This window comes from Streptomyces apricus (assembly GCF_008369065.1).
GTDB lineage: Bacteria > Actinomycetota > Actinomycetes > Streptomycetales > Streptomycetaceae > Streptomyces > Streptomyces apricus.
In genome coordinates, this window is the sequence record NZ_VDFC01000047.1 from 551,636 (window position 1) to 578,209 (window position 26,574).

Genomic DNA, 26,574 nt, shown 5'->3' on the forward strand with positions numbered 1-26,574 from the left:
GGGGGGCGGGAGCTGCCGTGGGGGCGGCGCGGCTCAGGCCCGCAGGGCCTCCACGGCGTCCGCGAGCGCGCGGGGCACGTCCGGGACCAGGGTGTGCGCCCCGTCCCGTACGACATGACGGCCGCCCACGACCGTGTGGCGCACGTCCGCCGCTGTCGCGGCGAATACGGCCGTCTCGGCGCCGAGCCGGGGCAGTGTCCCCGCTGTCCTGACCGAGTCGAGCGCGATCGTCGTGAAGTCCGCGAGCGCACCCGCTTCGAGCGTGCCCGCGTCGGCCCAGCCGAGGGCCGCGTGGCCGTCCGCGGAGGCGGCCCGCAGGAGCGCCGCCGCGGTCCAGTGACCCCGGGTGCGGCTGCGCAGGCGCTCGTTCAGCTCCATCGCGCGCGCCTCTTCGAGCAGGTCGACGACGGCGTGGCTGTCGGAGCCGAGGGACAGCGGCGAGCCCGCCTTCTGGAGCGCGACGGCCGGTCCGATGCCGTCGGCGAGGTCGCGTTCGGTGGTCGGGCACATGCAGGTGCCGGTCCCGGAGCGGCCGAGCAGCGCGATGTCCTCGTCGGTGAGGTGGGTGGCGTGCACGGCGGTGGTGCGCGGCCCGAGCACCCCGTGGTCGGCGAGCAGCCGGGCGGGCGTGCGGCCGTGCACGGCCAGGCAGGCGTCGTTTTCCGCCGTCTGCTCGGACAGATGTACGTGGAGCGGGGCCCGCCGCTCCTCGGCCCACCGCGCCACCGTCGCCAGCTGCCCGGCGGGCACGGCCCGTACGGAGTGGACGGCGGCCCCGATCCTCGCGTGGTCCCGGTCCTTGAGAACTGAACAGCGTGTGGCCCAGGCCTCCGCGGTGCCGTCGGAGAAGCGCAGCTGGTGCCGGTTCGGGGCCTGCCCGCCGCGCGCGTCGAGCAGGCCGGCGGCGAGGTAGGCGGTGTCGAGGAGGGTGATGCGGATGCCCGCCTCCGCGGCGGCCTCGACGAGCGCCTCGCCCATGGCGTTCGGGTCGGCGTACGGGGTGCCGCCGGGCGCGTGGTGCACGTAGTGGAACTCGCCGACGGCCGTGATGCCCGCCAGCGCCATCTCGGCGTACACCGCGCGGGCGAGGGCGTGGTACGTGTCCGGGGTGAGCCGGTCCGCGACGGAGTACATGATCTCGCGCCAGGTCCAGAAGGTGCCGGAGCCGACCTGGACGGTGCCGCGCAGGGCCCGGTGGAAGGCGTGGCTGTGGGTGTTGGCGAGGCCGGGGAGGGTCAGGCCGCGCAGGACCTCGGCGCCGGGCGGCGGGCTGTCGGCGCCCGTGCGGACGGCGGCGATGCGTCCGTCGCCTCCCACGTCGAGGGTGACGCCCGGCTCCACGTAGGAGTCGAGCCAGGCGTGCTCCAGCCAGTACGTCGTGCCTCGGGCGCTCACTTGCAGGCCAGCCCTTCCAGTACGTCGGCGAGTGCGGTCACCCCGGCCACGCAGTCGTCCTCGTCGGCGTGTTCGGCCGGTGAGTGCGACACGCCCGTGGGGTTGCGTACGAACAGCATGGCGGTCGGGACCGAGCCGGAGAGGATCCCGGCGTCGTGTCCCGCTCCGGTGCCCAGGACGGGCACGCTCAGGCCGGCGCCCGCTTCCTGTCCAAGGAGGCGGGCGATCTCGTCCCGCAGCGCGTGCTCGAACTCGACGACGGGGGTGAACGACTCGCGGACGACGTCGAGGTGGATGCCGTGGGCGTCGGCGTACTCCCGGGCGGCCTTCTCGATGCCGTGCACGACCGTGTCGAGGGTCGTCTGGTCGGCGGCGCGGGAGTCGAGCCAGCCGCGCACGAGGGAGGGGATGGCGTTGACGCCGTTCGGCTCGACCGAGATCTTGCCGAAGGTCGCCACCGCGCCCGCGAGCTGGGCCTCGCGACGGGCCGCGAGCACGGTCTCGGCGTACGACAGCATGGGGTCGCGGCGGTCCACGAGGCGGGTGGTGCCCGCGTGGTTGGCCTCGCCGCGGAAGTCGAACCGCCACCGCCCATGCGGCCAGATGGCGCTGGCGACGCCGACCCGGTCGCCGGTCAGGTCGAGGGCGCGGCCCTGCTCGACGTGCAGCTCGACGAACGCGCCGATGCGGGCCAGGCGTTCGGGATCGGGGCCGATGGCGTCCGGGTCGTGCCCGGCGGCCTCCATGGCCCGCGGGAGGGTGATGCCGTCGGCGTCGGTGAGCCGGTGCGCCCGCTCGACGGTGAGTTCCCCGGCGGCGAGCCGGGAGCCCACGCAGGCCAGCCCGAAGCGGGCGCCCTCCTCGTCGCCGAAGTTCACGACGGCGAGGGGCCTGGTGAACCGCGCGCCCCGGCCGCGCAGTTCGTCCAGCGCGGCGAAGGAGGACACCACGCCGAGGGGGCCGTCGAAGGCGCCGCCGTCGGGCACCGAGTCGAGGTGGGACCCGGTGACGACGGCGTCCCCCGCCGAGGGGTCGCCGAGCCAGGCCCACTGGTTCCCGTTCCGGTCCAGCTCCAGGGCGAGCCCGCGCGCCTCGGCCTGCTCCCGGAACCAGTCCCGGCAGTCGGCGTCGGCCCCGGTCCAGGCGAACCGCCGATACCCCCCGGACCCGGCATGCCGCCCGACGGGCTTCAGCTGCCGCCACATCTCAAGAAAGGAAGAGGTCCCTGAAGGCGGCCGGCCGTTCGAGTCCGGTCCCGGCCCACCCAGCCCGTCCGGCGTCTGAGGACGAGGCCGTTCAGGCCGATCGGGGGTCCGGGGGCGGAGCCCCTGGCCAGGTCCGGAGGCGGCGTCCCCGGAGGGCGACGACAGGCTCACTCCCCCTCCCGCATGGGAACCCGCACGCCCCGCTCGTCCGCGACCGACTCCGCGATGTCGTACCCGGCGTCGACGTGCCGGATGACGCCCATCCCGGGGTCGTTGGTCAGCACGCGCCGGATCTTCTCCCCGGCGAGCGCCGTGCCGTCGGCCACCGTCACCTGCCCGGCGTGGATGGAGCGCCCCATGCCCACGCCGCCGCCGTGGTGCAGGGAGACCCAGGACGCGCCGGAGGCCACGTTCACCATCGCGTTCAGCAGCGGCCAGTCGGCGATCGCGTCCGAGCCGTCGAGCATGGCCTCGGTCTCGCGGTACGGGGAGGCGACGGAGCCGCAGTCGAGGTGGTCGCGGCCGATGGCCAGGGGGGCCGCCAGCTCGCCCGAGGCGACCATGTCGTTGAAGCGCTCGCCCGCCCGGTCCCGCTCCCCGTAGCCGAGCCAGCAGATCCGCGCGGGCAGCCCCTGGAAGTGGACGCGTTCGCCGGCCAGCTTGATCCAGCGGTGGAGGGAGGCGTTCTGGACGGACTCGTTCTCCGGGAAGAGATCCAGGATCGCCTTGTCGGTCTTGTGGATGTCGGAGGCCTCGCCGGACAGGGCGGCCCAGCGGAAGGGGCCCCTGCCCTCGGAGAACAGCGGCCGGATGTAGGCGGGCACGAACCCGGGGAAGGCGAAGGCCCGCTCGTACCCGGCGAGTTGCGCCTCGCCCCGGATGGAGTTGCCGTAGTCGAAGACCTCGGCGCCGGCGTCCATGAAGCCGACCATGGCCTCCACGTGCCGGGCCATGGACTCACGGGCCCGGGTGGTGAAGCCGGCCGGGTCCTTGGCGGCGTACGCGGCCATGTCGTCGAAGTCGACACCGGAGGGCAGGTAGGCGAGCGGGTCGTGGGCCGAAGTCTGGTCGGTCACGATGTCGATCGGGGCGCCCTCGGCGAGCATCCGCGGGAGCAGGTCGGCGGCGTTGCCGAGCAGGCCGATCGAGAGCGGGCGGCGGGCGTCGCGGGCCTCGACGGCGAGCTGGAGGGCGTGCTCCGGGGAGTCGGCGCGCACGTCCAGGTACCGGTGCTCGATGCGGCGCTCGATGGCGCGCGGGTCGACGTCGATGCAGATCGCGACGCCGTCGTTCATCGTCACGGCGAGCGGCTGGGCGCCGCCCATGCCGCCGAGTCCGGCGGTCAGGGTGATGGTCCCGGCGAGCGTGCCGCCGAACTTCTTCGCGGCGACGGCGGAGAAGGTCTCGTAGGTGCCCTGGAGGATGCCCTGGGTGCCGATGTAGATCCACGAACCGGCGGTCATCTGGCCGTACATGGTGAGGCCGAGGGCCTCCAGGCGGCGGAACTCCTCCCAGTTGGCCCAGTCGCCGACCAGGTTGGAGTTGGCGATCAGGACGCGCGGGGCCCACTCGTGGGTCTGCATGACGCCGACCGGGCGGCCGGACTGGACGAGCATCGTCTCGTCCTGCTTGAGGGTGCGCAGCGTACGGACCATGGCGTCGAAGGAGCGCCAGTCGCGGGCCGCCTTGCCGGTGCCGCCGTAGACGACGAGCTTGTCGGGGTGCTCGGCGACCTCGGGGTCGAGGTTGTTCTGCAGCATCCGCAGGGCGGCCTCCTGCTGCCATCCCAGGGCGCTCAGTTCGGTACCTCGCGGTGCGCGGACGGGGCGTGGTCCTGACATGGTCTGCCTCCCGGCGAAGCGGCACAGTGGTTATTCACATCCTGTGCTTCTGAATAGAGCTAGTCAATACCCCCCGGAGCCGGTACGGGTGCCGTACGGATGTTTGGCTGGATACATGGCTGCATACGACACAGACACCGGGGACCGGGACATCACAGGTGGACGCGCACGCGCGGACGCCGGTGAGGACATGGGTGCGGAGGGGGCCCTGCGCCGGGACCGGGCCGTTCGCGCGGCCGTGGAGCAGGGACTGGTGGGCCCGGACACCCCCGTCGTCGCCCTCCTCGACACCGTCGGCATCCGCGCCTCCGTGGCGGCCCTGCGGGCGGCCTTCGACGCGGTGACCGCACCGGGCACGCCCGTCCTGCACGCGTTCGCGGTGAAGGCGACCCCGCTCGTGCCGGTGCTGCGGCTGCTGCACCGGGAGGGCGTCGGCACGGAGGTCGCGAGCCCGGGGGAGCTGGCCCTCGCCCGCGCGGCCGGGGTGCCGTCGGCCCGTACGGTCCTCGACTCGCCCGCGAAGACCCCCGCCGAGCTGCGGGAGGCCCTGGCGCTGGGCATCGCGCTGAACGCGGACAACCTCCAGGAGCTGGCGCGCCTGGACGCGCTGACGGGGTCGGCGCCGACCCGCTCGCCCATCGGGGTGCGGGTGAACCCGCAGGTGGGCGGGGGTTCGATCGGGGCGCTCTCCACGGCGACGGCCACCTCGAAGTTCGGGGTGGCGCTGCGGGACGAGGGCGCGCGCGAGTGGGTCGTGCGGGCCTACCTGGACCGGCCGTGGCTGACCCGGCTGCACACCCACTCCGGTTCGCAGGGGATGCCGCTGGAGCTGATGGCGCGCGGGGTGGCCGAGGCGTACGGGCTCGCGGAGGAGATCAACGCGCGGGCCGGGCGGCGGCAGGTCGACACGCTCGACATCGGCGGCGGACTGCCGGTGAACTTCGGCTCGGACGCGCACACGCCCACGTACGAGGAGTACGCGCGGCTCCTCGCGTCGACCGTGCCGGGGCTCTTCGACGGGCGGTACGGGCTGGTCACGGAGTTCGGGCGGTCGCTGCTCGCCAAGCACGGGACCGTGCTGGCGCGGGTCGAGTATGCCAAGTCGGCGGGCGGGCGGGCGATCGCGGTGACGCACGCGGGGGTGCAGGTGGCGGCCCGCACGGTGTACGCGCCGCAGTCGTGGCCGCTCAGGGTGGCCGCGTACGACGCCGGAGGGCGGCCGAAGACGGGGCCCGAGGTGGTGCAGGACGTGGCGGGGCCCGCCTGCTTCGCGGGCGACCTGCTGGCGGAGGGCCGGTCGATGCCGCTGCTCGAACAGGGCGAGTACGCGGCCGCGCTGGACACCGGCGCGTACTACTTCGCCCACCACTACGGCTACAACTCGCTGGCACGGCCCGGCATCTACGGCTTCGGCCCGGACGGTCCCGACGGTCAGGACGGCCCCGGCGGTCAGGGCGGCCCGGAGGGGTCCGGTGGGGTGCGGTTCGCGGTGGTCCGTACGGCGCAGACGTCCGAGGAGATCGTGGCGGAGTCGGGAGGGGCGCACGCCGACGCGCTGACCGGCGCGTTCTGAGACCCGTACGGACACACCGGCCGGCGCGCCCCGGGGCCCGCGCGCCGGCCGGAGCACCGACGCGCCGTCACCCCCTCCAACACCACCTCGACCACCCCGACCAGCACCATCGGAAGAACCGGAAAGACCGGAAGGCCTGACCGCCGGCGGGGCAATCGACCCACACTAGTCAGCAAGCGGCACGTTCCACTGGAAAATGCCCTATCTCTCACTCGTCGCGCACACGTTGCGTAGCTTCGGCGTCACTCAGCTGAACCACGGACGGGCGGGAGGGAAGCACCGTGCCCGGAATCGACGAGTGCCTGCTGGAGGCCATGAGACTCCCCGGAGCCCGGGGCGCCTCGGTGGTCGACTGGACCAGCGGACTGGCTCTGGGCACGGTCGGGGACTCACCGAACGGGGACCACGAGGCCACCGCGGCCGAGGCGGCGGAACTCGCCCGGCTCGCCGCCGAGCACAAGGCCTTCGCCCCCGAGGAAGGAGCCGACTGGTCCGGCGGGCAGCCGCCGGTGGAAGACCTGATCATCAGCAACAGGGACAGCTACCACGTCCTGCGTTTCGTCCGGACGACCTTCGACAGCAGTGTGTTCCTGCACCTGTGGCTGGGGCGCTCCGACGGCAACCTCGCGCTGGCCCGAATACGCCTGGGCGAGATGGCGGAACGGCTGGTGGTGGGGTGACCACGATGGAGGCGACCCCCCTGCCGGAGCTGGGAAGGCCCGACCTCGTCCCGCAGGCCCGGGAGGACCTGCGGGCAGGGGCGCCGCCCGGGCTCAGCCCCATGCTCAGCCGGCTGGCGCAGGAGCGCGCCACCGGCGTCCTGACCCGGGAGCGCGGGGTGCTGTACCTGGTCGAGGGCCAGGTGGTGCATGCCGAGAGCCCCGCGACACCGGGACTCGACGTGCTGCTCACCAGCCGCGGGGCGCTGGGGTCCGAGGGCTGGTGGGAGGCGGTCTCGCAGGCGGGGGCCGAGCGCCGGGTCGGGCGGTTCCTGGTGGACAGCGGCCGGCTGGCCGCAGGCGCCCTGGAGCTGTGCCACCTGGGGGCGCTGTACGACGCGGCGTTCTTCACGCTCGGCACCAGCAGCGGCCCGGCACGCTTCCGCTACGGGGTCGCGCACTGGATCGGCCCCGTGCGTCCGGTGAGCGTGGACGCGGTGGAGCGCGAGACGCTGCGGCGCCGTGCGCTGCTGCACCGCATCTGGCCGGACGCCGACACGGACACCGCGGAGCTGGTGCGCACCGACCGTGCCGTCGACGCGGTCCTCCCGCCGCGTCAGCGCACGGTCCTCGACCAGGTGGACGGGGTGCGGACGGTCGCGGACATCTCGCTGGTCCTCGGCCGTCCGGGATTCCACACCCTGGTCGACGTCCGCCGGCTGGCGGCCGCCGGGATCGTGACGACGCGCGCGCGAACGGTCGAGGTGCGGGAACCGCAGCCCGCCGCATCCGACCCTTCCACCACATCCACCCCTTCCACCACGTCCGCCCCTCCCACCGCACCCGACCCTTCCACCGCGGCCGTCTCCACCGCGCCCGACCCGGCCGCCACCGAGCGGGCGGCGCGGGCAGCGCAGGCCGCGGAGGCCGCGCAGGCGTCGGCGGAACCCGACGTGGCCCTGCTGCGCCGGCTCAGAGACGCACTGGAGGCCCTGTGATCCGCGCGCTCCGACAGCGTGCCGAGAGGAGACAACTGATGGCGGCCGAGGCCGAAGTCCGCGACGAACTGCACCGGCTACGGGCCCGGGTCCCCCAGCTCACCGGTGCGCTCGCGGCCAGCGTCGACGGTCTGGTGCTGGCCCAGGACACCCCGGGCGTGGAGCCGGAGGGGCTGGCCGCGCTCACCGCCGCCGCACTGGGGGTCGCCCTGCGCATGGCGGACGCGACCGACCGGGGCGACTTCCGTGAGCTGCTGCTGCGCGGCGAGCACGGCTACCTGGCGACCTACGCGGCGGGACCCTCCGCCGTGCTGACGCTGCTGGCCGGCGACCGGGCGAACGTCGGCCGGCTGCACCTCGAAGGGCGCCGCGCCGGCACCCGCATCGGCGAACTCGTCGAGGCGGCCGCCGAGGCGCAACCGGCCCCGGCGGCACGGCCCGCCCTGAAGCCGGCCGCACCCCGTACCAGAACCGCGCGCACCGCGCGCACCATCACCGAGCCGACCGGCGAAAGCCGTTGAGCACGGTTCACCGCACCGAAAGGACAGGCACGACCATGACCAACACCGAAACCGCGCTGAAAGAGGCACTGGCCTCCATCGAAGGCGCGACCGGCGCCGCTCTCGTCGACTACACCACCGGCATGGCGCTGGGCACGATCGGCGGCAGCAAGAGCTTCGACCTCACGGTCGCCGCGGCGGGCAACACCGACGTCGTGCGCGCCAAGATCCGCACCATGGAGCACCTGGGCCTCAAGGGCGAGATCGAGGACATCCTCATCACGCTGTCCGACCAGTACCACCTGATCCGGCTGATCAAGGGCCGCGGCGGCAACGGGCTCTTCCTCTACCTGGTGCTCGACGCCAAACGCGCCAACCTGGCGATGGCCCGCCACCAGCTGAAGCGGATCGAGAGCGACCTGGAGGTCTGAGAGGGGATCAGACCAGCACCCCGGCCCGGCGCCGCGCCCCACCGGGCGCGGCGTCGCCCGCGGCGATCCCGGTGGCGCGGTAGCCCTTGACCCGTGCGCCCGCCGGGACGCCCGCGCCCCGCCCGAGCCAGTCGACCCGGACCCACAGGAGCGACTCGGCGGACCGTTCGAGCCGGCCGATCCAGGCCGCCTTGAGACGCAGTCCCACCCCGGCGCCGGCCAGCAGCATCCCGCCGGCGGCGGGCACGGCGAAGGCCGAACCGAGCGCCGCGGCGAAGGCGAGCAGGATCCACCACCGGTGCCCGCGGCGCCAGTTGCGTACGGACACGGCGCGGTCCTGGAGCACGTCGTGCTTGCTCGCGCGGGCGGCGCCCCGGGCGAGCGCCGTGTAGCGCCTGCGCCGGGTCAGCAGGACGGCCGCCGCCGTGAGCAGGAAGAGCGCAGCGCCCGCCAGGACCCCGATCCGCCGCCCGGTGATCCCGGGCACCAGTACGCCGATGCCCGCCGCGACGACCCCGAGCCATCCCAGCGGTGCCGCTCCGGCCCGTACCACGACGGCCACCCGGGCCAGTCCCTGTCCTCCGCGCGCCACGATCCGCCTCCTCACCAGACGCCTGCAGTCGGCGGGCAGATTAATGGCCGAAGGTGAGACGAGCATGAGAGAACGCCGACGTTTTCCGGACGCCGTCGCTCCACGACACGGACGCCGCTATTCCACGAACAGCCCGCGGGCGGCGGCCCGCGCGTCGAACTCCTCCAGGCGCGCCTGGGCGTCGGGCAGCCCGTCGCACATCGCCTCCAGCAGGACGCGTCCCAGCAGCATCGGCGCGCAGGCCGTGTCGAAGACGAGGCCCGTCCCGACGGCGGCGGGCAGCAGCAGGTCGGACACCTTGGCGACCGGCGCGAACGCCGAGTCCGCGACGGTGACGACGGTGAGCCCGGCCTCCTTGGCGTAGGCGAGGGTGTCCACGACCTCGCGCGGGTGGCGCGGCAGCGCGAAGCACAGCAGCGTGCTCGCCCCGGCGCGCACCGCCGCGTCGATCCGGTCGTGCGCCATGGTGCCGCCCTCGTGCAGCAGCCGTACGTCGGGGTGGACCTTGGCGGCGAAGTACGCGAAGCCGTACGCCTGGGACGCGGCCGCCCGCAGCCCGAGCACCGGCAGGGGGCGCGAGGCGGCGAGGAGCCGGCCCGCCCGCTCGACGGGCCGCGGGTCCGCCAGCACGGCGGCGAGGTGGCGCAGGTTCTCGATCTCGGCCTCGACGGCCTGCTGGTACTCGTTGTACGAGGCGGTGTCCGCGGCGGGTTCGGCCGGGGCGACCTCGCGCAGGTGCTTGCGCAGCGCGGGGTAGCCGTCGAAGCCGAGGGCGACGGCGAAGCGGGTGACGGAGGGCTGGCTGACCCCGGCGAGTTCGGCGAGCTCCACGCTCGACAGGAACGGCACGTCGGCGGCCCGGCGCACCATGCTGTGGGCGATGCGCCGCTGGGTGGGGGTCAGCCGGTGCCCCTCGAAGAGCGACTGCAGCCGCCCGGCGGCGCTCTCTCCCCCACCCCTCCCGTTCCCCGTGCTCCCGTCCTCCGCCCTGCCGCTGTCCGCGCTCCCGCTGTCCGCGCCCACCGTGTCGTCCGCGTCCGTCTCCATGTCCCTGTCCATGCCCACCTTCACGCCCGTGCTCCCGTCCGCGCTCATGCCGTGCTCCCCCTCCAGATGTCCGTGAACGGGTCGAGCAGTGCGGCCGCCGCCGTCACGTCGTCCGTGAGCGGCCGGTCGGCCGCGTCCGCGTCGAGCACCGACTCGGCGATCTCCAGCGCCCTGCCGACCGGCAGCTCCGGATCGGGGCGCAGACCGCGCTGGCGCAGGGCCCGTACGGCGGCGACGAGTTCGCAGCCGACCACGAGACGGTACGCGTCGCAGGCGCGCAGGGTCTGCCGGGCGGCGAGCGAGGCGAAACTCGCCTGCTCCTCGACGCCCCGGGACAGGACGGCGTGGCCGAGGGAGGCGGGCGCGGAGAAGGCGCGCAGGTCACCGAGGGCGGCCCCGGCGGCGTACTCCAGGATCATCACGCCGGAGGAGGCGGGCTCGTGGTCGGCGAGGAAGGGGCGCAGCCGGGTGTAGGCGGGTTCGTTGAGGGTGGACAGGCGCGAGGTCGACAGCCGGGCCACCTGGGTGAGGGAGAGCCGGAAGTGGTCGAGGGCGAGCGCGAGCTGGGCCTGGTAGAAGCCACCGTGGTGGTAGGCGGCCATGTCGGCGGCGCAGATCAGCGGGTTCTCGGCGGCGGCGTTGATCTCGACGGTGAGGACCTCCTCCAGGGCGTCGGCCGCGTCGTGGGCGGGACCGTGGATCTGGGGCAGGCACCGGAAGCCGTACGGGTCCTGGATGCGGCCGAGCGGCGGGGTCGGGTGGKCGGCGGCGCCGATCAGCTGCCGCATCCGCCGGGCCACCTCGCTCGACCCGCGGTGCGGCCGGGCGGCGTGCACGGGCGCCGCGTACGCCTCGTGGGAGCCGTCGACCGCGATCAGGGACAGCGCGGCGACGACCTGGGTGGCCCCGACGAGGCCGCGCAGTTCGTGCAGGGCGAGCGCCGCCTGGCCGAGGGTGAGGGCGTTGCTGCTGATGAGCGCGAGGGCGTCGTTGTTGTCGAGCGGCTGCGGCTCGGGCGCCCGCMCGCCCGCCACAGGGCGCGTACCCGCGGGAAGACCGGCGCCCGCCGCAGGACCCGTACCCGCGGGAAGACCGGCACCCGCCGGCGGGCCGGTGTCCCCCGGGCGGCCCGTGCCGTCCCGCCACGGGTGCTCGCCCGCCAGGGCCAGTCCCACCTGCGCCAGGGCCGCGATGTCGCCGGTGCCGACCGAGCCGAACTCGTTCACGACGGGGTACGCGCCCGTCTCCAGTGCCTCGCACAGCGCCGTGACGACGGTGGGGCGCAGGCCCGCCCCGCCCGCGAGGAGCTGGTTGGCCCGTACGGCGAGCATCGCCCGCACCTCGCGCGCGGGCAGCTCCTGCCCGACGGCACCCGCGTGGCTGCGCAGCAGGCGCAGCCCGTGCTCGGCGGCGGCGTCGGTGGGCACGTCCTCGTTGCGGTTGGCGCCGACCCCGGTGGAGCGGCCGTAGACCCGGCCCGTGGCGGCGATCCGGCGGGCGGCGTCCCAGGACTCCTCGACCCGCTTCATCGCCTCGGAACCGGGCACGGGCCGGGCGGTGCCGTCGGCGAGGCGTACGACGTCGGCGACGCCCGTGCTGTAGCCGTCCAGCACCACGAGGCCCGTCGTCACCGCACCGGGCGCGAGCAGATCGCGAGACGGCATAGAGCGCGAACTCCCCTCGATCGCCCCGGCCGGCGCCCTCGCGTCGGCCGGTTATTCAGGTAGGGAGAACTCTGCATGACGATATGCAGCCAGGCAAGGGAGGCGGGTCCGGCGCAGGGGGCTGAGAGCCGACGCCGGAAATGAGAGTGTGGAGCCCAACGCGATAGTGCACTTGATAGCGTGGAGCCCTGAATGATAGTGACGCAGATCACTTCATGGAGGGAATGTCTATGCCTCCACGTCGATTGGCCCTGGTCACGGCTCCGCGATCGGGTGAGACGTTCGGGTCATGGCTGGATCGGATAGCGCGAGTCAATCAGTGTCCGCCGGCCGAGGTCGCCCAGCTGATGGGCCTTAACCTCCGGGGCGTCTCTGCGGAAGTCCGCCCTCCCGTCTTCGGAGTGCGGCCCGATGAGGCAGTCCGGCAGACCGTGCACGCGGCGACGGGTGTCTCCGGCAGCCTTGTGGACGGAATGCATCTGTCCGTTTTCGACGGTGGACCGTTGAACGTGGCTTCAGTGGTCTCAGCGGCCAAGGCACATCGACCGTCGACGGGACGGGAGTGGGTAGAGGCTTACGGCAGCCGTGCGTGTCCGTGCTGCTTACTGGTGTCGGGTGGGGTGTGGCAGCTGTGGTGGAAGCTGTCTTGCGCTGCGGTGTGTCCTGAACACCAAGTAGTGCTGGTGGATCGCTGCCCATCATGCGGGTGGGTTCTGCGCTGGGGCGGGAACCGGCCTCGAGTGGTTCCGGCCAAGTGGATCAGGCCGCCGACTTGTTGCGCAAACTCTGTTAATGGAAAGCCGTGTTCACAGTGGTTGCCCGTAGCTCGTGCAAGCCGGGCACGTAAATCGATGGTCGACACGCAGCAGCTATGGCTGGACATCGCGTATGGCCGCGCCCGCCCTACGCTGGGAGGCGTGGATGTGCCAGCAGAAGAATGGTTCGCGGCGTTCCGCGCATGCGTGATCTTGTTGCGGCTCGGGCTGCCAAGGGTATTAGGCCGTTTGCCAGGTGTGTCTGACTGGTGCAGCCGCGTACTACTGGATGAGCTCTCCGAACGTGGAGTAGACCGGAGCCGGTTCAGTTGGGGCCCCGCGTCGGCCCGTGCCGCAGCGGCGTTCCTCCTGCTGGTGGTGCCCCTGCTGGCAGCAGCTGACATGCGCGAGTTGTCGCGGCAACTGGCCCCGCTGGTACGGACGGCTGCCGACGAGGGTTCTTTGGCTGCCCGGCCGCTAGCGCGGCTTGCGGTGCCGAAGCTCTTCGCGGAAGCGGTGGAGGCTCAGGTCCCGGTTGGGTCTACGGCAAGGAGCCCGTGGAAAAAAGGGAGCATCCGTTGAGCGGCGATACGAAGTCACCGGTTCGAGAGATCGACCTGGTACGCGTGCGGTACATCGATGCTGATGGGATCGGACATCTGGTCCGGTTGGAGGAGGCCTCAGATGTGCCGTTCGAGAATGGGCGGATGGTACGGGGCATCCCCAGTTACCGAGACCAGGGGCACATGCCGGGCCAGTACTGGGTGGCGAAATGGGGCGACTTCGTCGACTACGAAAGCGTGCTGGAATCGAAGTGGCTGACGTTGTTGGACTTCGACCCGCAGGTGACCGCGTTCGTCACGCAGCCCCTGGAGTTCGACGCGATTGATGCCCGTGGAACATGGCGGCACACGCCGGATGTGTTCGCGCGTCGCGGAGACGGCAGCGTGCTGCTGCTGGATGTCAAGAACTCCGAGCAGAGGAACGAGCCGAAGGTGCGCCTGCAGGAGGAGCGCACTCATCGGACGTGTCAGCGTCTGGGTTGGGATTACGCCATGGTGTCGGAGCCGAGTGCGCAGCGCTGGGTGAACATCGATCTGTTGTCCAGCGCCCGGCGCCCCCTGCATCTGGGATCGGAACTCGTGCCGCGTTTGCTGGAACTGGCCCGCAAGCCGGTGGCAATCGGGGAATTGATGCGGTTCATGGAATTCCCAGACCTGGCTCGCGGGGTGCTGTACCACTTGATGTGGCACCGGCGGATCGTCACAGATCTGGACCGGGCGCTGCGGGAGACGACGTTGGTGAAAACTGTGTCGGAGGTACGGGCATGACCGCCAACGGGGGGATGCGGCTGCGCGACGGGACAAAGGTGTGGCTGGACGACGAGGTGCACACTGTGACTGGGGTTACGGACGGCGGAGTGCGACTGCGTTCGGAAAGTGGTGCGTTGACCGTGATCGGTGTGGGGCACCTGCTCGCGGACCCTACTTTTCGTCCCTACGATGCCGACGAGATCTCAGAAGCCGAACCCTCGGGTGGGTTAGACGCTCCGGAGCGGAAACTGTGGCCGGACGCCGCTGCTCTGTTCGACAAACTCACCGACAAGCAGTTGGAGGACCTCCAGCGGGCCCAAGAGCATCTCTTGGAGATGACCACCGGTTATCGCCACGGTGATCCGGAAGACGCACTTCCCGGAGAACCCCGGCCCGAGTACGCCTCCGCCGTGTCGCTGGCCCAGCGGGTACGGAGCAAGGCTCAGGAACTGGGCTACAGCGAACCTCAGGTCTGGCGGCGGCTGCGGCAGTGGCGGGAAGAGGGCCCCTGGGGGCTGGTGGACCGGCGCACCCATCGCCCCTCGGATCCGCTAGCGGGAGTAGACCCCCGGCTGATCGATGCAATCCTGACTCAGCACTATGTCACGGAGGAGGACGACTCGACTGGCAGCCTGAACCGGCTGCGCCGTCGGGTGGAGCGCCGCTTGGATGACGCCCACGGCTCAGGCACCGTAAAGATACCGTCACAGAAACCGTTCAATCGGTACGTCGCCGCTCTGCTGCCTGGCCGCTACACGACTGGGCAAGCCACGACGCGCCAGTCGGTCGCAAACCGACCGGACGGACACTACCAACCGATCACCGCCAGCCGTCCCGGGGAACTGGTGATGATCGACACCAGTTGGTTGGACGTACGCGCCTACGACCCGGTCGAGGACATCGTCATCTCGGTGGATCTTACGATCGCCATCGACGTGTGCACCCGCAGTCTGCTGGGGTGGCGTCTGGTGCCGAAGGGCACAAAGGGGGTGGACGCGGGCCTGGTGATCGCGGACGCGATGATGCCAGAGCCTATGCGGCCGGGCTGGCCGGAAGGACTACGGCACCAGATGCTGCGCCTACCGTGTGAGCCGTTGCTGGCTCGGGATGAGCGGTTCGCTGCGGCCGCCGCTCGTCCCGTGGTGTTTCCCGAGAGGATCGTGATCGACCACGGCAAGGCGTTCGCCTCTCAGGCCGTAAAGAACGTGTGCCGCCGCCACGGGATCGTCATCCAGGACACCCGCAAGTACAGGCCCACCGACAAGCCGCAGGTCGAAGCCGCGTTCAAGACCATCAGGAGTCAGTTCTCCGAGCACATCGCCGGCTACAAGGGCAATCATGTGGTGCATCGGGGCCGGGATGTGGACGCCATGGCCCGATGGACGATCGAGGAGCTAGAGGAGTTCTTCGCCGAGTACGTCGTCGCGGTCTACCAGCGCCGCCTGCACAAGGGGCTCGTACTACCGGGGTTTCCGGAGATCAAGCTGTCGCCGAACGACGCCTACCGGATGGCCGTGCACCGATGCGGCTACATCGCCGCCCCGCGCGACGCCAACCTGTTCCTCGAACTGCTGCCGATCCACTGGTGCGCAATCACGAACCGCCGGATCCAGAAAAACTACCTGCACTACAGCGCACCGATCCTCGGTGCCCACAACGGGACCAGGTCCCCGTACGCACAAGCCAACGGAACCTGGCCCATCCGTTACGACCCGCGTGATGTCACACAGGTCTACTTCCACGACCCCTACTCCGGCATCTGGCACACCCTGCGCTGGACCCACGCGCTGACCGGCCTGGAGCCGTTCACCGACATCACCCTGCGCCAGGTCAAACAGGAACTGCGTGAACGCGGCCGTGACCCACAGGACCAGGAAGCCGTCTTGGACGCGTTGTTGGACCTGCAGAACCGTACGGATGCCGCCGAGGCCTCCACCGCACCTTCCCGACGGGCACGGGCCCGGGACGCCGAACGTGCCAGGACTGCAGCCAGGGACAGGGCCCGCACCGAATTAGCCGACTCGGCCGCCGATGTCCCCGTCAACGAGCCCCGCCTGCGGGCTGTGCCACCGCTGCCCGTACGTGATGAGGAAGAGCTCGCGATCGACTTCGACGCCTTGCCCTCATATGAGGTATGGGGCGGCCATCCGGAGAAGGACGACGCGCCATGATGGCCCCGCCGGCGGAAGAATCCGAAAGCCTGCACCCGGGGCTGTCCGAACCTCGTACCAAGGAGGACTGGTTCGCCTACGTTTTTTACGAACCGCCGCCTCGTCCACGCCTTCCTCCGTATGAGGTCTACATGGCGATGGGAAAGGACAAGGGCAATGGCGAGCTACGCCGTTTGAACCGCGGCCGCAGTCGCTATCACAGTGCTTTGGTGCTGGCCTGGACCCCGGCCGTGCAGCACTTCGAGACGGAGATAACGGAGCTGCTCGCCGCCAATGAGATGGCGCCGCCCGGTGCCCGGCTCGGACTGCTCATCGACGGTCCGCCCACGGTTGGCAAGTCCACTCTGGTCAAGATGATCGGCCGGAAGTTCGAGCAGGATCTTCGCGAGGACTTCCCCGAACGTTTTGCCCCCGAGCGGCTGGGTGCCTACGTCCCCGTCGTCTACATTTCCCTCACAGACCAGGTCACCCCCAAACAGATCTCCATAGCGATCGCCCGCTACCTGAACGTACCGACCAGCGGCACCAAAGACACGATCGACGATCGTGTCCTGACGGCGCTCACGGCGTGCGGTACGCAGTTGATCATCTTCGACGACCTGCATTTCCTGGACTGCTCCCTCAAAGAGGGGCGGGCCTCCAACGATCACATCAAGTTCCTCGCCAACCACGCCCCATGCACGATCATCGGCACCGGCGTCGACCTAGAGGACAGTCCTCTGCTCAGTGAGGGAGGCCCCACCGGACCCGTTAAGCGGAACGCCCGTGTCAAGTCGCCGGCCAGCGGTCCCAGGACCCAAACCGCCGGCCGATTCAGCCGCCAGGAACTCAGCGCCTTTACCCTCGGCAGCAAGCCCCGCATCCTGGAGTGGGTCGGCGTCATCCGCTCTCTGGAGAAGGCGCTGGCCCTGTACCGGCACGAGGACGAGAGCCTGACTCGCAGGCACTGGCGCTACCTGCACGAGCGCACAGGGGGCAGCATCGCCGGTCTCCATGCCCTCATCCGCCGCAGTGCGGTGCGCGCCGTTCAGCAGGGAACCGAGGCCATCACGAGGGACATCATGGACTCAATCGTCCTGTCGTATGCCCATGAACGCGCCTATGCCAAGGTCGTTGAACTACAGTCCCGCGCACCGGCAAAGGACAGGAACAAGCAGAGCAAGAAACCGTCAATAGCGGAAGGAAGCACTTGAAGAAATTAGTGACACCTGACGTGGCGCCTGAGGCAGGCATAATGGCACGCTCTGCGCATGCCCACCTCACTGCGTCGCCTCGCTCTGGTGCCAGATCCGTATCCCGGCGAATCTCTACTCAGCTGGGTCGACGCACTTGCCGGGCTGAACCAGATCAGCCGTCTGCAGGCTATGCGTTTCGCGGCCTTCATACGTCCCGGTGGATCCAGTTACTACCCCAGTGAGTATTTCGTTGCTCACCTGCCGACGGAGGCAATGGCCCGTGTTCGGGTCACTACCGGTCTGTCCGCCACGCAGCTACGCCGGATGACCCTCATGCATTACACCGATGGCGTTCTGCCTCCGCCGCCCATTTCAGACCCGCGAGCTGTCGCTGCATGGTTGAAGCGCCTACATCTCGTACATCCTGTGAGTTCACGTGCGTGCCCGGCCTGCCTGGAGGAGAGTGGCGGCCGCTGGCCGCTGCGTTGGCGTCTGATCTGGTCCTTCGCCTGTGCACGCCACCGCGTTTTTCTCCTCAGCACATGCCAGGGCTGTGGCAAAGGTCTGCACCAGGTACTGCCAGATCCGAGAAGCCTCGCCATGTGTGGCCAGTACAAAGGGGACCATCCAGGAAATACCTGCCTGCGTTCCATCTGGCACATGCGTCCTCCTCAGCTGCTCGACCCACACCTTCTCGAGTGTCAGCGCCGTCTCAACGAACTCGTCGACCACCCGCACCGTCAGGGCACCCAAAGCATTCTGCGGACCCTGCGCCTGGCGCTGGAGAACATCCGTATTAACTACGACGAAGCTCCGTCGTTGCCGGACACCGACGTCATACTTCATCGGCGATGGCACAACCATGATGGTGCCCTGTGGTATGCAGACGATCCATTGCTGATGGCCGCCTTCATCAAGGTCGCGACGCTGGGTGGTCTGAGCACCTCTCAAGACAGTGCCAAACAGGCGGACATGGCCTCGTGGTCGACCGATGGCTTTCCTCAGCTGTATACCGACGGGCCGCCGGTCAACCGGTTCGGTGGAAAATGCCGGGCCATCGCGTGCCCGTCCTGGGTCCCGCCCGGGCAAGGATATGTGGCGTATGCGAAAGACGAACCGTACGTTTTATGTTCCGCTCATGTTGATCACGCCGTCGCGCCGGGTGGATGAGGCTTCGTATGCCGTTCTTCCCCGCTGCGGACAGAATCATGACGAGTCGCGGACCAACCGCGTCCGCGTTCCGTAGACACCGCGTCATCCGCAGGATCTGGAGCTTGGGCTCTACAACAGCGCGACACGGGCAGCGATGCGTACGAGGGCGGAGAGCGCAGCAGGCGAACCACTTTCCAACGTCCATGCTAGCGGCGGGTGGTGAGGCTGCCCCTGGCTCTCACGCACGGCGCGCACGACGTTACTCTCCATTTTGTCGAGCATGCCGGCCATTGTCTTCCGGCGTGCAGCCTCCTGGACAACCTCGGACATGTATTGCAGCAGGTGGCGTGACATCTCATTGTGGGAGGCGTCTGCAGGAGTAAGCAGAGTAGAGACACGTCGTTGAACGTGGACAGCCTCCTCGTCCTCTACAGGGATAGCCTGGATCTCCGACACTTGAAACCCGCATATTTTGGCGTCCGAGCGGCTCGGACCACGGCCTTTTTGCCCCAACGGCCGTGTGCAATACTCCCGTTGTCCGGGACCGGTCGCCTCATGGCGCCAATAGAGCCACCAACGGCAGCGCGGACAGCGGTCTACCAGGTACACCAGGTGATCCGCGCACAGGAAGGTCCACTTCAACCGCCAAGTGAGCAGCCACCGGCCGCCCGACGCTTGAAGGCACAGGGGACACGCCGCTGAGTGGTCGCGCCGCAGCCACGGATTGCTCACGTGCCACCTCCGCCTCGCGTCGGCGGTAAATTGCGGTAGTGCAGTGGGAGCGTAAAAAGCGAACAGCATCCGCTTCACCTGCTCCGGACGTAGTCCCGTCCGCTGGCACACTCCTTTCAGCTCTGCGGGACGTAGGTGAATTTGAGGCGTACTGAACCTCGCCGGACCCGAAAGCCCGAGTTCCCGCAGTGCAGCCACCCGTGCCAGCCGCAGGGTCACCGCAACCATGTCGACCCAACTGAGAAACGACTCCCCAGCGAACGGGGTCGGGACAACACCGATCCGCCGGACCCTGTCTTGGTCAAACACGGCCTACCATGTCCCAGTTCGGCTGAGGCTCACCGGGGTAGGACTTAAGCACAAGAGCAGGTCGGCGCGACAGACCAGGCACGTCTTGGCCCTCCATTTCTCAGTTCTTTGCTCTGATCCGACCGTTGCAGGCTGTCGCAGTTCAAGCAAAGGCATGGGCAGCATCTGGATGCCTGCCACGGACAGCGACGCGGATCACGTTGCAAGATTCCGCTGAAATCCGTCGTTTCACTCAGGCGGCAGGGATTGATCCGGGGCCTTGGCGCCTGCCCTAGAAGGATGATCAAAATATTCAGGCGGGATTAATAGCTCCATATCCATCGATTGCCCGATCGCGCTGCACGGCTGCATCTCTTCTGCGCTAAATGCAGCGAGATTTCTCCTATGATCAGCACCTTCTGGTGAGTCTACTGAGACGCGGCCCCCTGAGTGCCACCAATCGTCTTTACGTGCGATCGGCCCGGGTGTCGGATTGTTGAAACCGTCGGCGTGTCGTAGTCGAAATCGATTTCCTCATAGTGGCTGCGGTATTCGGCAGGAAGATTGTTGTCCGCGATAATGAACTGCACTTTTCCAGGGTTTGCGTCAGCCAGGGTTACAAGCCTCCTGTACAGGGCTGCCGCAAGGTCGTCATCGGGCGTATTGAGGGCCAGGCGTGGTGTATCGATGAGGAGAAAGGCAGGGTAGGGGACGTCTCGTTCTCTCATTGCCACTGCCAGCAGCGAGGTCCAGTAAGCGAGTTGAGTTGCTGTCATCATACCTCCGCCCGGCGGCATGAACTCATGGAAGATTTCTCCATTGAGGACGGGAAGGTAGTTCGTGCGATGGATTTCCGCATTCTGGACGCCAGGGATTCCGAGCGTAGTGACCGCGCTTTCGAACTCCTCGGAAATGTCATCTAGTAGTTCTTCTTTGCGTGCCGCCAGCCGCTGTGCGGCCTGGTCGATGTTCAGTTGCAGGCGCTCCTGCTGGGTCCGCAACTGCTGCACTGCGCTCTCTAGGTCGGCTACCCGGTCCCACTGACGCAGGACTGCTTCTAGCTGCTCCTGTTGGGCGCGTGCAGTGGCCAGGCGCTCTGTGGCGTCACTGTAGGCTTGAAGCCGGGGAGTGACGCGGTCACTCGTTCGAGTATCGAGTTCGACGGTAAGCTTCTTGACCAGTTCTTCTCGCTGTGTAATGGCTGCGCCAGCTAGTTCAAGCTCCTGCGTCAGCAACGCCAACTGGTCGTCCATCTCCTCCAACTGGTTGGTCAACTGGCGCACTTCATAGCCGTCAGCCTCATCAGTCACTTCGACTGGGTCCGGCTGGAGGCAGACCCGGCAGGTTTCTGCCGGGACCTCCCGGCCGGCCAGGGATTGCATACACCTGGGGCAGAAAGCGAATTCGATATCGGCGAGCCGCTCACCTGCGTCTCGCATTCTGCCGAGCCGGTCCAGGTCCGCCTGGACCCGTTGACGTTCCTGCACCGACTGCGCTCTCTGCCTCTGGAATTCCTTTACAGCGGCACGCGCATCTGCGAGGTTACGCTCGGATTCAGTCAGAAGGTCACGCATCACTTGTGTATGCCTGTCGACCACAGGGTCAATCTCGTCCCTCAGCAAGGACCGCTCATTATCGGCATACTGCTGTGTAGCAATTGCCTGCTCAAGGGCCTGTTCAGCCTCGATCCGCTGAGTGGTATCGCTGTCACGCAGGAACTGCAGAACCGTTGCCAACTGAGCGTTCTCCGTAGCGATTTCCCCTTTTAGTAGGTTGCTCTTGGACCGCATGTCGAGAAGGACGGAGTCCGTCAAGCCGAACATCAGCTCGAAGACGGCTTTACGTGTGGGTTCCACGTAGCTTTGCTGACTTCCCGCGATGTCGCGGTTGATCTCGTACTGCGGGATGTAGAGGAAGGAGAAAATATGGGCGAACGAAATCCTGGTTCCAGCTTTGACGCTCTGCCCGGAGGCGGCGGCCTTCATGTCGTCAGGGAAGCCCAGCGCGGTAAGCAGCAATGTATTGAGGCTGGGCTGAGCTTGACCGACGTAGTGGTCGGGAAGGCGTTCTTGTGCCGCAAGGTCGATCACTCGTGCCTTCTTGCGTTTGACAGAGTCGAGGCTCCGCGCAATACGCAAGCGCATGGTGCCGATAGTGACGTCGACGGTGACGTCGGTGACGTATTCCTGGGCAACAGTGGCAAGTCTCGCATCGCCTCCGAAACCAAACTTAATCAATTCGAACAAAGTAGTTTTGCCGACGCCCGTTGGTCCGGCCAGTACGGTGAGATCGGAGTTGAAGTCGTATTCAACTGTGCCTTCTGTGGTGGTGAGCGTCACTGCATTGAGGCGAAAACGAGTGGTCATCGGATCACCTGCCGGTGCGGTCGGTCCATCAGCGTAGCCAGCCGCTGGTAGATGCGTTCTTTCACGGCATTTCCTGTGAGCCCCGCCGATGCTTCGGCGACGGCGTGACATCGGTCATTGATGGGCGCCCATTCATCGCTGGTGCTCATGTCCCGCGTGAGGCGCTTACCTGCTGGGGTGGGGGCCAGGGCAACGCTGCCTTGCCGACCGCGACGGTAGGCAAGAAGACCGCGTCCGACAAGGGCTCCGATGACTGCGTAGTACTTGTCGTCCCAGGGTCCGTACTTGTATCGCGTCATAGGCGCTTCTACGTCGGTGGGATCGGCGTTGTCGGCCGGCGTGAGGTGAAGACGCGCATCTGCGGGCTGAAGATCTTCCAGCACTTGCGGTGCGAGGGCCGGGTAGCGGACGAGGAAGTCGAGCTTCGCGAGTTTGGTGAGGCCGTCGAGCTTGCTCTGATGCCCAGGGGTTGAGGCGACGGCAGTCACCAGCAGTAGAACCCGGGCTTGGTGGTAGGCCAGGTCCTCACGTAGGAGCGCTCGTTCGAGAGCGTCGTAGCGGTTCATGATGCCTGCCCTCGCTCGTCTCGCAGGCGGCTGATTTCCGTTTCGACGTCGAAGCGCTCACTGAACCACACCTTGCACTCGCTGGTGAGGTCGCAGACACCTCCGAGCAGCAGATCGCTGTCCATTCCCGCAGGAATGTCACTTTCCGGAAATTCTTCCAAGCGGCTCTGCACTTCTCCCCACAGGGCTCTTCCCTGGAGAGCCGCTGTGGACGTTGCGGTGGTGGCTTCGTCGCTGATGCGGTGCAGACGGCGTCGGAGCCGGGCTTGCTCGACACGCGCAGCCGGGTCGCCGCTGAGCCTCTGCCGCCAGTAGTCCAGGTATTCGCGGCGTAGCTCTTCGGCACGTTCGACACTATTGTCTGTGCAATGTCCGGCTGCCATCTTGACGGCTAGGCGGCTGAGTCGCGGCTTTCGGATCAGGGGGCGGAAGCCGCCAGGGTGAGCAATGGCTGTTTTGACTACGATGTCGATGTCCAGCATGGTGACGATGCGGCTGATGTCGGCGCGTTCAAGGTCGGCAATGGTGGGCAGCGATGCGCCAGGGGTGTATGCAAGAACGGCTGGCAGCTTGCCTCTGGGCACAGGACCGGCTGCTCTCATCCGGACGCGCATAAGGTCGTGGGTCGCTTGCCAGATGGCGTCCGGAGGAACATCGACGCCAAGTCGTTCAAGCAGAGGTTTCGCGTACATGTTGGCAGCGGCGTAGGGGGCGAAATCGCGCGGAAGACTGGTGTGCTCGATATCCAGCATGGACAAGAAACGGGCGGACTGTTCTTGCTCTGCCTCTGTAGGGTTGTGCGGATCAGAATTTTGCACCCATGCTGCAGGCAGACTCTTAGGCTTGCTGTGCTGACGTATAGACCTGCACAAGTCAGCGATTGGCTTACGGTGCTTCTCTGCAATGGCGAGTGGTAGCTCAGCCAAACGGAGCTGACGCAGGCCTTGTATGGCATTGGCAAGGTCACGTGCGCTATCGGCAAGTCCCGGAGTGGTCACCAGTCGGCAGGTCGGCTTTTCATCCAGGGCGTGCCATCTATTGAACAGATGGGCAACACCACCGTCGCCTGCCAATTGGTTCACCGTTGTGTAGGCGCCGTACGAGGAGTCCCGGTGCTTAGCAGAGACCAGCTCGACGGCGTCACCGACGACCAATGCCCAATCCTCGTGTCGCTCGCAGACGATACGACAGTCGTTTCCCTCAGGGAGATGACCACTGCTGTCGAGAGCTTTCTCGTACAAGGCCAGTCCGTCACCCGTCGCCATCGCCGCCTGCCAGTCGAACCGGTCAGCCGTCTGGGCACCTGCGTCATCGGGTTGCGGCACCTTCCAAAACAGCTCAACAGCAGTAGGACCTGTTACGTTCGAGTCCAATGACACCCCCTGGAATGTATGCGTAACTTTGCGTGATAGACGGCAGGACGGTCAAGAAGGAGGAACACTGCACCTGCAGGATTCGTGCCTAAGGTTTCCGAACCGTGGGCCACCGACCGACCGCCCCGTGCACATGCTGGAAGGCGTCTCAAGCGGTAGAGAGTCGACACCGTTGCTTGCGTAGCAAGGAAGCACATGCGGTAGCAGCGCCCATGATGCGCAGAAGGCATCTCGTGCCTGCGTACGAGCACGAAATGATCTTTGTCTCCGGTTGAAATAGCGGTGCCACGGGCCGTTGCCTGGCTTGGCGCCTAAGGGTTGTCCCGTAACTGCCGGTCACGGGTGAGATAATCTTGCTGTGTCTGGTGTGATCACGGCGTCGGAGCCCTCCTGGATAGGCCCGTTCACCGGCCTGAGCCCGCGCCAGTTCGGCAAGCTGATCACCGCGTTGCGGCGGGAGGGGGCGGACCCGGTGCGCAAGGGACGGCCGTGGAGCCTGCCGCTGGAGGACCGGGTCCTGCTGGTCGCCGCGTACTGGCGGACCAACCTGACGCTGCACGCGCGCTGCTGCCAGGCCAGGAGGCCGACAACGCGGACCACCGCACGGTGCGGGCCCGGGTGGAACATGTCATCGGCCGCATGAAGAACTACAAGATCCTCCGCGACTGCCGCCAACACGGCGACGGCCTCCACCACGCCGTCCAGGCCGTCGCCCACATGCACAACCTCGCCCTCGCATCATGACCAGAAGACTGTCATCACGGGTCCTGACCTGCCCAAACGCGGCCTTATGCAACACCCTCTAAAGGGTGTTGCATAAGGCCGTGAACTGGGCATCTCCGGTGTATGGCTGGGGTGCTGAGGGCTGAACGCGTGTGGGTGGAGACGTTCACGGGGCTGCGGTGGCAACAGTTCGGGCGGTTGCTGAAGGCGGTGCGGGAGCGGGGTGGCAACGGCACCCTGCAGGGCAGGCCATGGGCTGTGCCGCTGGCCGAGCGGGTCCTGATCGTGTCTGTCTACTACCGCACGAACCTGACCATGCGACAGCTCGGGCCGCTCTTCGGCGTCTCGTCCTCGACCGTGTGCCGGGTAATCCAGAAGCTGGGTCCGCTGCTCGCGGTGGAGCCCGTGGCCCGCCCGACCGATGCGGCGGACCGGTTGTGGATCGTGGACGGCACACTGATCCCGGTCCGCGACCGCAAGGTCGGAGCCTCCAGCCGCAACTACCGGTTCTCGACGGGCCCTGCTGCCGGGCGAGGAAGCGGACAACGCCGCCCACCGCAAGGTCCGTGCCCGGGTCGAGCACGTGATCGGCCGCATGAAGAACTACAAGATTCTCCGCGACTGCCGGCAACACGGCAACGGCCTCCACCACGCCGTCCAGGCCGTCGCCCACATGCACAACCTCGCCCTCGCATCATGACCAGAAGACTGTCATCACGGGCCCTGACCTGCCCAAACGCGGCCTTATGCAACAGCCTTTAGAGAGGTCGTACAGGGCCATCGTCTCGGATGGAAGGGCTAGTTGACCTTGGGAGGCTGTCGCTGGGGCCAGGGTCCAGATGCCCGCCGGACTGTCCGGAGAGATCATCCTGGAAGTGCAACGGCCGCGATTCCGTTTCTGGGCGACACACCGGATCTCGTCCACGGGACGTGCCGCGAGATAGCGGATGTACAGGATCTGGATGATGGGCCTGGCTGGTCGGCATACGTCCTGCCGCTCGACAGGCCGGTCCGAGTCTGAAGTCAAGACGAAAGCACCGGCGTCCGTTAGACGACGCGTGTTCACAGCCAACGCACGGCGCAGCTTCGCCAGTGCGGGAGCGAGCACTGAGGCGGAATCACGAGCTGGGCAGACGACGGCGTGCACTAGTCGGCACCATGCGGTGCCGTCTCCAGCGGAATGCGCTAGGCCGGAGCTGACATGCCAGCGGTGGGCAGCAGGCACCTCGGCCGACAGCAGTTCCCTCGGGTGCAGGCGGACAGGCCGGTCACGGACTCGGGGGTACCACTCGACCGGATTGCCGCACTCACGGCAACGGTCACGTTGAGCACAGCGAAGAAGCCGGGTGGGGCTGTCGGGTTCGACACACAATGACCGGCGCGGGTGGGTCTGAACAGGACTTCGGTCCCAATGCCGGCGTGCAGGTGAGGAGTGCATGCGCACGAAGGTGCCAGGCAACACGCCGCACAGGAGACGTCCAGGCCGACGACGTCCACCGAACGGCCCCACATAGGGCGACACTCATTCGAACCCTCGCTCAGGCATTCACCTCCGGCCGCCTGATCGGGTGATTCACCACTCGGATCTCACAACCCGTCAGCCGCTCGGCCGCAGGGGAGGTTCGTGCCCGCGGCAAAGAGCCCCGAAGAGTTCGTCGAGGGGAGTGCTGAGCGCGTGAGCCAGGGCATGCCACGTCTTGAGAGTGCCGATCGTGCGACCTTGCTCAATCTCGATCAGAGTCCTTCTGGCCAAGCCACTGCGGGCGGCCAGCTCGTCGTACGTCCATCCCCGCGCCGCACGCAGCCGAGCAAGCTCCAGACGCAGAGCGTCGAAGTCTGGATCGGGCGGGAAGATCGTCACCAGACCATCCGACGGTGCAGAGACCTGCCCTGTCAGTGCAGACCTCTGCCCTACTTTCGCCCATCGACAGCTCAGCAAAGGGCAGGAGTCTGCACTACCGTGTGCGCCCGATCCCAGCCCGCCGGGGAAACAACATGAGGAGCGCACGCCCCATGAGGCTCCACTTCGCCCACTCCAGAGTGCAACGCACCTGG

At 68.0% G+C, this 26,574-nt stretch carries 22 protein-coding genes and 2 pseudogenes; 12 read left to right on the forward strand and 12 right to left on the reverse strand.

Translation table 11 applies throughout. The features are described 5' to 3' along the window. Positions 1-33 precede the first annotated feature (33 nt). The 3 genes from FGF04_RS28890 to hutU form a co-directional block, all read right to left on the reverse strand. Complete coding sequence (locus FGF04_RS28890) at positions 34-1,395, reverse strand: formimidoylglutamate deiminase (RefSeq protein WP_149514243.1); 1,362 nt, start codon at positions 1,393-1,395, stop codon at positions 34-36. Next, positions 1,392-2,600: an allantoate amidohydrolase gene (locus tag FGF04_RS28895; protein WP_149514244.1), complete on the reverse strand. Its 1,209-nt coding sequence runs from the start codon at positions 2,598-2,600 to the stop codon at positions 1,392-1,394. Before FGF04_RS28895 ends, FGF04_RS28890 begins: the two co-directional genes overlap by 4 nt. 167 nt (positions 2,601-2,767) lie before the next feature. Next, entirely contained in the window at positions 2,768-4,441 is a 1,674-nt protein-coding gene (gene hutU, locus FGF04_RS28900; protein ID WP_149514245.1) for a urocanate hydratase, read from the reverse strand. Positions 4,442-4,556: 115 nt separating this feature from the next. Between hutU and FGF04_RS28905 the strand changes: the two genes are divergently transcribed. The 5 genes from FGF04_RS28905 to FGF04_RS28925 all read left to right on the forward strand — a co-directional run bounded on the left by FGF04_RS28905 (position 4,557) and on the right by FGF04_RS28925 (position 8,602). Continuing rightward, entirely contained in the window at positions 4,557-6,014 is a 1,458-nt protein-coding gene (locus FGF04_RS28905) for a type III PLP-dependent enzyme domain-containing protein (protein WP_149514246.1), read from the forward strand. Positions 6,015-6,295: 281 nt separating this feature from the next. Continuing rightward, on the forward strand, positions 6,296-6,694 hold the full coding sequence (locus FGF04_RS28910; protein WP_107015662.1) for a hypothetical protein: 399 nt from the start codon (positions 6,296-6,298) through the stop codon (positions 6,692-6,694). Positions 6,695-6,795: 101 nt separating this feature from the next. After that, complete coding sequence (locus FGF04_RS28915) at positions 6,796-7,671, forward strand: transcriptional regulator (RefSeq protein ID WP_149514428.1); 876 nt, start codon at positions 6,796-6,798, stop codon at positions 7,669-7,671. Between the two features lie 38 nt (positions 7,672-7,709). After that, positions 7,710-8,192: a roadblock/LC7 domain-containing protein gene (locus FGF04_RS28920; protein ID WP_149514247.1), complete on the forward strand. Its 483-nt coding sequence runs from the start codon at positions 7,710-7,712 to the stop codon at positions 8,190-8,192. Between the two features lie 35 nt (positions 8,193-8,227). After that, complete coding sequence (locus FGF04_RS28925) at positions 8,228-8,602, forward strand: roadblock/LC7 domain-containing protein (protein ID WP_149514248.1); 375 nt, start codon at positions 8,228-8,230, stop codon at positions 8,600-8,602. 7 nt (positions 8,603-8,609) lie between these two features. Here FGF04_RS28925 and FGF04_RS28930 read toward each other — a convergent pair whose 3' ends face one another. From FGF04_RS28930 to FGF04_RS28940, 3 genes are all read right to left on the reverse strand, one after another. Beyond that, a complete protein-coding gene (locus FGF04_RS28930) occupies positions 8,610-9,194 on the reverse strand; it encodes a hypothetical protein (protein ID WP_149514249.1) in 585 nt (194 codons plus the stop codon). A gap of 117 nt (positions 9,195-9,311) precedes the next feature. Continuing rightward, positions 9,312-10,289: a MurR/RpiR family transcriptional regulator gene (locus tag FGF04_RS28935; protein WP_235882542.1), complete on the reverse strand. Its 978-nt coding sequence runs from the start codon at positions 10,287-10,289 to the stop codon at positions 9,312-9,314. Then, positions 10,286-11,905: an aromatic amino acid ammonia-lyase gene (locus tag FGF04_RS28940; protein WP_149514250.1), complete on the reverse strand. Its 1,620-nt coding sequence runs from the start codon at positions 11,903-11,905 to the stop codon at positions 10,286-10,288. The genes FGF04_RS28935 and FGF04_RS28940 overlap by 4 nt, the downstream gene beginning before the upstream one ends. Positions 11,906-12,135: 230 nt before the next feature. On the opposite strand from FGF04_RS28940, the gene FGF04_RS42135 reads away from it, so the two are divergent. Genes FGF04_RS42135 through FGF04_RS28965 form a run of 5 tightly spaced genes read left to right on the forward strand, consistent with a single transcriptional unit; the run spans position 12,136 to position 18,489 of the window. After that, a complete protein-coding gene (locus FGF04_RS42135; RefSeq protein WP_408055683.1) occupies positions 12,136-13,242 on the forward strand; it encodes a TniQ family protein in 1,107 nt (368 codons plus the stop codon). Continuing rightward, a complete protein-coding gene (locus tag FGF04_RS28950) occupies positions 13,218-13,991 on the forward strand; it encodes a TnsA-like heteromeric transposase endonuclease subunit (protein WP_235882543.1) in 774 nt (257 codons plus the stop codon). Before FGF04_RS42135 ends, FGF04_RS28950 begins: the two co-directional genes overlap by 25 nt. After that, complete coding sequence (locus tag FGF04_RS28955) at positions 13,988-16,144, forward strand: DDE-type integrase/transposase/recombinase (protein ID WP_149514252.1); 2,157 nt, start codon at positions 13,988-13,990, stop codon at positions 16,142-16,144. Before FGF04_RS28950 ends, FGF04_RS28955 begins: the two co-directional genes overlap by 4 nt. After that, positions 16,141-17,337, forward strand: a complete 1,197-nt coding sequence (locus FGF04_RS28960; RefSeq protein ID WP_235882544.1) for a TniB family NTP-binding protein — start codon at positions 16,141-16,143, stop codon at positions 17,335-17,337. Before FGF04_RS28955 ends, FGF04_RS28960 begins: the two co-directional genes overlap by 4 nt. A gap of 57 nt (positions 17,338-17,394) precedes the next feature. Further along, positions 17,395-18,489: a TniQ family protein gene (locus FGF04_RS28965; RefSeq protein ID WP_149514253.1), complete on the forward strand. Its 1,095-nt coding sequence runs from the start codon at positions 17,395-17,397 to the stop codon at positions 18,487-18,489. A 111-nt stretch (positions 18,490-18,600) separates the two neighbouring features. Here FGF04_RS28965 and FGF04_RS42140 read toward each other — a convergent pair whose 3' ends face one another. The 4 genes from FGF04_RS42140 to FGF04_RS28985 form a co-directional block, all read right to left on the reverse strand. Further along, positions 18,601-19,512 (reverse strand): TniQ family protein, encoded by a 912-nt coding sequence (locus tag FGF04_RS42140; protein ID WP_149514254.1) that lies wholly within the window; start codon positions 19,510-19,512, stop codon positions 18,601-18,603. A 407-nt stretch (positions 19,513-19,919) separates the two neighbouring features. Further along, positions 19,920-21,857 (reverse strand): AAA family ATPase, encoded by a 1,938-nt coding sequence (locus tag FGF04_RS28975; RefSeq protein WP_149514255.1) that lies wholly within the window; start codon positions 21,855-21,857, stop codon positions 19,920-19,922. Continuing rightward, the gene (locus tag FGF04_RS28980; RefSeq protein WP_149514256.1) at positions 21,854-22,423 is read right to left on the reverse strand and encodes a hypothetical protein; all 570 of its coding nucleotides are present in this window, start codon (positions 22,421-22,423) and stop codon (positions 21,854-21,856) included. Before FGF04_RS28980 ends, FGF04_RS28975 begins: the two co-directional genes overlap by 4 nt. After that, entirely contained in the window at positions 22,420-23,802 is a 1,383-nt protein-coding gene (locus tag FGF04_RS28985) for a hypothetical protein (RefSeq protein WP_149514257.1), read from the reverse strand. Before FGF04_RS28985 ends, FGF04_RS28980 begins: the two co-directional genes overlap by 4 nt. Positions 23,803-24,154: 352 nt before the next feature. Between FGF04_RS28985 and FGF04_RS28990 the strand changes: the two are divergent. After that, positions 24,155-24,540: pseudogene (locus FGF04_RS28990) on the forward strand (transposase family protein). A 102-nt stretch (positions 24,541-24,642) separates the two neighbouring features. Beyond that, a pseudogene (locus FGF04_RS28995) lies at positions 24,643-25,219 on the forward strand (helix-turn-helix domain-containing protein). On the opposite strand, the gene FGF04_RS42145 reads toward FGF04_RS28995, so the two are convergent. Together FGF04_RS42145 and FGF04_RS29000 are read right to left on the reverse strand one after the other, a co-directional pair. Further along, positions 25,214-25,957, reverse strand: a complete 744-nt coding sequence (locus FGF04_RS42145) for a DUF6083 domain-containing protein (protein ID WP_223146414.1) — start codon at positions 25,955-25,957, stop codon at positions 25,214-25,216. The pseudogene FGF04_RS28995 and the gene FGF04_RS42145 overlap by 6 nt on opposite strands. A gap of 159 nt (positions 25,958-26,116) precedes the next feature. Then, a complete protein-coding gene (locus tag FGF04_RS29000; protein ID WP_149514258.1) occupies positions 26,117-26,380 on the reverse strand; it encodes a helix-turn-helix transcriptional regulator in 264 nt (87 codons plus the stop codon). Between the last annotated feature and the right edge of the window lie 194 nt (positions 26,381-26,574).

Excerpts from the sequence above, each read along its gene's own strand:
- FGF04_RS28895 (WP_149514244.1), bottom strand. The coding sequence starts at position 2,600 with ATGTGGCGGCAGCTGAAGCCCGTCGGGCGGCATGCCGGGTCCGGGGGG.
- hutU (WP_149514245.1), bottom strand. The coding sequence starts at position 4,441 with ATGTCAGGACCACGCCCCGTCCGCGCACCGCGAGGTACCGAACTGAGC.
- FGF04_RS28905 (WP_149514246.1), top strand. The coding sequence starts at position 4,557 with ATGGCTGCATACGACACAGACACCGGGGACCGGGACATCACAGGTGGA.
- FGF04_RS28915 (WP_149514428.1), top strand. The coding sequence starts at position 6,796 with ATGCTCAGCCGGCTGGCGCAGGAGCGCGCCACCGGCGTCCTGACCCGG.
- FGF04_RS28920 (WP_149514247.1), top strand. The coding sequence starts at position 7,710 with ATGGCGGCCGAGGCCGAAGTCCGCGACGAACTGCACCGGCTACGGGCC.
- FGF04_RS28925 (WP_149514248.1), top strand. The coding sequence starts at position 8,228 with ATGACCAACACCGAAACCGCGCTGAAAGAGGCACTGGCCTCCATCGAA.
- FGF04_RS28935 (WP_235882542.1), bottom strand. The coding sequence starts at position 10,289 with ATGAGCGCGGACGGGAGCACGGGCGTGAAGGTGGGCATGGACAGGGAC.
- FGF04_RS42135 (WP_408055683.1), top strand. The coding sequence starts at position 12,136 with ATGCCTCCACGTCGATTGGCCCTGGTCACGGCTCCGCGATCGGGTGAG.
- FGF04_RS28955 (WP_149514252.1), top strand. The coding sequence starts at position 13,988 with ATGACCGCCAACGGGGGGATGCGGCTGCGCGACGGGACAAAGGTGTGG.
- FGF04_RS28960 (WP_235882544.1), top strand. The coding sequence starts at position 16,141 with ATGATGGCCCCGCCGGCGGAAGAATCCGAAAGCCTGCACCCGGGGCTG.
- FGF04_RS28965 (WP_149514253.1), top strand. The coding sequence starts at position 17,395 with ATGCCCACCTCACTGCGTCGCCTCGCTCTGGTGCCAGATCCGTATCCC.
- FGF04_RS28975 (WP_149514255.1), bottom strand. The coding sequence starts at position 21,857 with ATGACCACTCGTTTTCGCCTCAATGCAGTGACGCTCACCACCACAGAA.
- FGF04_RS28980 (WP_149514256.1), bottom strand. The coding sequence starts at position 22,423 with ATGAACCGCTACGACGCTCTCGAACGAGCGCTCCTACGTGAGGACCTG.
- FGF04_RS42145 (WP_223146414.1), bottom strand. The coding sequence starts at position 25,957 with ATGCACTCCTCACCTGCACGCCGGCATTGGGACCGAAGTCCTGTTCAG.